At 68.7% G+C, this 3,167-nt stretch carries 5 protein-coding genes and 1 pseudogene; 1 reads left to right on the top strand and 5 read right to left on the bottom strand.

Translation table 11 applies throughout. The features are described from left to right. A partial coding sequence (locus L995_RS20750) for a DNA alkylation repair protein (RefSeq protein WP_047473411.1) occupies positions 1 to 783 on the top strand: 783 nt, incomplete at its 5' end. Here the strand turns inward: L995_RS20750 and fur are convergent. From fur to L995_RS32190, 5 genes and pseudogenes are all read right to left on the bottom strand, one after another. Beyond that, positions 770 to 1,219 (bottom strand): ferric iron uptake transcriptional regulator, encoded by a 450-nt coding sequence (gene fur, locus L995_RS20745; protein ID WP_047473410.1) that lies wholly within the window; start codon positions 1,217 to 1,219, stop codon positions 770 to 772. The genes L995_RS20750 and fur overlap by 14 nt on opposite strands. A gap of 17 nt (positions 1,220 to 1,236) precedes the next feature. Continuing rightward, a complete protein-coding gene (locus tag L995_RS20740; protein WP_016445965.1) occupies positions 1,237 to 1,797 on the bottom strand; it encodes a gamma carbonic anhydrase family protein in 561 nt (186 codons plus the stop codon). Next, the gene (gene ykgO / locus L995_RS20735; RefSeq protein WP_013802515.1) at positions 1,794 to 1,943 is read right to left on the bottom strand and encodes a type B 50S ribosomal protein L36; all 150 of its coding nucleotides are present in this window, start codon (positions 1,941 to 1,943) and stop codon (positions 1,794 to 1,796) included. Before ykgO ends, L995_RS20740 begins: the two co-directional genes overlap by 4 nt. A 44-nt stretch (positions 1,944 to 1,987) precedes the next feature. Beyond that, positions 1,988 to 2,878, bottom strand: coding sequence for a GTP cyclohydrolase FolE2 (gene folE2 / locus L995_RS20730; protein ID WP_047473409.1), 891 nt, complete (start codon positions 2,876 to 2,878; stop codon positions 1,988 to 1,990). 95 nt (positions 2,879 to 2,973) lie between these two features. Then, positions 2,974 to 3,147 (bottom strand): annotated as a pseudogene (locus L995_RS32190) (GTP-binding protein); the annotation flags it as partial. Positions 3,148 to 3,167: the final 20 nt, after the last annotated feature.

The following is a 3,167-nucleotide window of genomic DNA, read 5'->3' as shown; positions in this document are numbered from 1 at the left end:
CCGCGTCCCGCCCCCCGGCGCAAGGGCGCCAACCGCAAGGTCGATATCACTCCCGAACTGCTGCAGGCCCTGTCCCTGGGCGAGATCGAGACCGCCACGCTGACCGAAAGCCTGGCCGTGGACCAGGCCCGGCTGCTGCAGGCCGTCTTCCCCGACGCGTGGCCGCAGCTGGAGGACACGGCGCAGGCGCTGGGCCAGCTGGGCATTCTCAAGCGCATGGAGTGCATTGGTGGCCTGCTGTGGCAGGCGCTGGGCCAGGCCGGCTGGCAGCGCTGCCTCACGCATCGATCTGACACGGTGCGCGGCTGGGCCTGCTTCATGGCCGGTGCGCAGCCGGGCCTGACCCTGAGCCAGCGCCTGGAGCTGCTGCAGCCCCTGGCCGATGACCCGCATTTCGGCGTGCGCGAATGGTCGTGGATGGGCGTGCGCCCGCATCTGGCCAGCGATCTGCCGCAGGCCGTGGCCGAGTTGTCCCGGTGGACAAGGCGGCCCTCCGACCGCCTGCGCCGTTTCGCCAGCGAGGCCCTGCGGCCGCGCGGCGTCTGGTGCAGCCATATCGCGGCGCTCAAGCAGCAGCCGGAGATCGCCCTGCCCCTTTTGCAGCGGCTGCGCGCCGATGCCTCGCCCTATGTGCAGGACTCGGTGGCCAACTGGCTCAACGACGCGGCCAAGAGCCGGCCCGACTGGGTGCGCGCCCTGTGTGCGCAATGGCTCCAGGAATCGCCCGTGCCCGCCACGCGCCGCATCTGCGAGCGTGCGCAGCGCAGCCTCAAGGAGAGGTAGGCGCCTGCCGGCCCGCCAGCCGCTCGCAGTCGGGCTTGACGCAGCGCCCGTAGAGGATGTGGGAGTGCTCCACGATGGCAAAGCCATGCGAGCGCGCCAGCAGCTTCTGGCGCTGCTCGATCACCGCATCGTGGAACTCCTGCACCAGGCCGCAGCGTGTGCAGATCAGGTGGTCATGGTGCTCGCCGTCATCGAGTTCATAGACCGCCTTGCCCGCCGCAAAGCGCTGCTGGCGCAGCAGCCCGGCCTGCTCCAGCTGCGCCAGCACGCGGTAGACCGTGGCCAGGCTGGTGCCCCGGCCTTGGTCATGCAGCTGGCGATAGACCTCCTCCGCCGCCAGATGCCGGTCGGCCCCGTGGCGAAAGATGTCCAGCACCCACAGTCGCGCCAGCGTGGCCTTCAGCCCCAGGTTCTTGAGGTCAGCGGAATCGGACATGCAGCCCTCCCGGCCGGTCAGAACTCATTGTGGATGGCCTTGTAGCCGCGCACCAGTTCGTTGTTGGTGCGGACCACGTCCTCGGAGAAATCGCTGGCGTCGGCGGGCACCTGGGCCAGCGTGGACAGGTCGGTCTCCGGGCCTATGCGCGCGGTGGATGGCACATAAAAGCCTGGCGGCAGGTGGCATCCATCGACCACGGCGTTGTAGCGCACCACGCAGCCGTCATCGACCACGCAGTTGAACAGCACGCTGTTGAAGCCGATGAATACCCCATTGCCCACGGTGCAGGGTCCGTGGACGATGGCGCGATGGGCGATCGAGGTGTGCTGCCCCACGCTGACGCGCGCGCCCGACTTGGAGTGGATCACCACCCCGTCCTGGATGTTGGAGTGGGCACCGATCACGATGGGATCGATGTGGCCGTCCGCATCCATCTCGTCGGCACGGATCACCGCATAGGGGCCGATGAAGACGTTCTCCTCCACGATCACCAGTCCGCACAGGATGGCCGTGGGGTCCACGAAGGCGCTGGCATGGATGCGCGGCAGGTCGCCGCGCGGGTTCTTGCGGATCATCCCTTGCGCCTGTTCTTTGCGCCGCCCTGGCGGGCCTTGAAGCGCGGGTTGCTCTTGCAGATGACGTAGATGCGGCCGCGGCGGCGCACCACCTGGCAGTCTCGATGGCGCAGCTTGGCTTCCTTGAGGGACGAGAGCACTTGCATGGAAAACTCCTTGGGTTGTAGACAAACGGGGGCCGGCTCGCGGGTCATGCCCAGGACACGGCGTCGTGCGGATGCAGGCTCTCCATGTGGCGCACATGCACGCGCGGCTGGGCGTAGCTGCCTTCCAGCGCGGCCTGTATGCGGCGCGCCGCATCCTCGACAAACATCAGGTTGCGGCCGTTGAGCGCGGCAAAGGCCTGCTCGTCGGCGCGCTTGACGGCGGTCTGCACGGGCGTGCCCAGCGCCTGCTCCACGCGGGCGATCAGGGGCAGGATGCCCAGGTCGGGCGCATCACAGGCCAGGTCCACGCTGACCTGGGCCTCGCTGCGCTGGCTGTGTGCCGTGGCCAGCGTGCCGTGCCGGCGCAGCCAGGAAGCCACCTGGTCCGGCTCCACCAGCGGCTCGCCCGCAAAGGCCTGCAAAAATCCCTGCTCCAGCAACTGGCGCGACAGTGCCGCCGAGCAGGGGCAGGTCGAGGAATAGCCCACGCCCACCTGCAGCCGCAGCTGGAACACGCCCTGCGCCAGCGTGGCGTCCAGGCGCACGGGATAGGACTTCCAGCCCGACAGATCGTGGGTGACCAGGGCGGGCCGCTGGATCAGCAGGTCCAGCGACAGGCGCAGCCGGGCGCTGCGGCTTTGGCAGTCCAGGTGGCTGTCGATCATGGCCTGCAGCGCATGGCGCAGCGCCAGTGCAGACAGCGCGGATTCCTCGGCCAGGCTGTCCAGTTGCCGGTACAGCCGGGACATGTGTATGCCCTTGACATGGGCCGCAGGAAGATCGACCTGCACATCGGCGCGCGCATGCAGCTCGCGCCAGTAGCCGGGCTCGGCCACGGTCACGGGCAGGTCTATGCCCTGCATGCCCACCCATTGCAGCGGGCTGAGGCTGGGCGCGGGATCGGTCAGGGAAACATCGGGAAGAGGTGCAAGCATTCGGGGCTCCAGGGGCCGCGCCCGCGAGGGCGGCGCGGCAAGCGTTCAATTTCGGCTCAGGGCCGACTCAGGGCCGGCTCGGTACCGGCCGGGCATCAGTTCCATCCGGGAAAGGGGTTGTCCCACTGCGTCCAGGCCTGCGGGCCCATGGCCATTTCCGCATCGGTCAGCAGGCATTCGTCCAGGAGTGCGCGCAGCGCCTGCTCGTCCATGCCCATACCGATCAGCACCAGTTCCTGGCGCGCGTCGCCCACGCCATCGACCCATTTGTCCAGGATGCGCTACGCGG

The sequence above is a fragment of the Delftia sp. ZNC0008 genome (genome assembly GCF_000799035.1).
Classification (GTDB): domain Bacteria; phylum Pseudomonadota; class Gammaproteobacteria; order Burkholderiales; family Burkholderiaceae_C; genus Comamonas; species Comamonas tsuruhatensis.
The sequence above is the reverse complement of the archived record's forward strand: the minus strand, read 5'-3'. Positions and strand labels throughout refer to the sequence as shown.

Bases quoted from the DNA above. Each gene is read 5' to 3' on its own strand.
- fur (WP_047473410.1), bottom strand. From the start codon at position 1,219: ATGTCCGATTCCGCTGACCTCAAGAACCTGGGGCTGAAGGCCACGCTG.
- L995_RS20740 (WP_016445965.1), bottom strand. From the start codon at position 1,797: ATGATCCGCAAGAACCCGCGCGGCGACCTGCCGCGCATCCATGCCAGC.
- ykgO (WP_013802515.1), bottom strand. From the start codon at position 1,943: ATGCAAGTGCTCTCGTCCCTCAAGGAAGCCAAGCTGCGCCATCGAGAC.
- folE2 (WP_047473409.1), bottom strand. From the start codon at position 2,878: ATGCTTGCACCTCTTCCCGATGTTTCCCTGACCGATCCCGCGCCCAGC.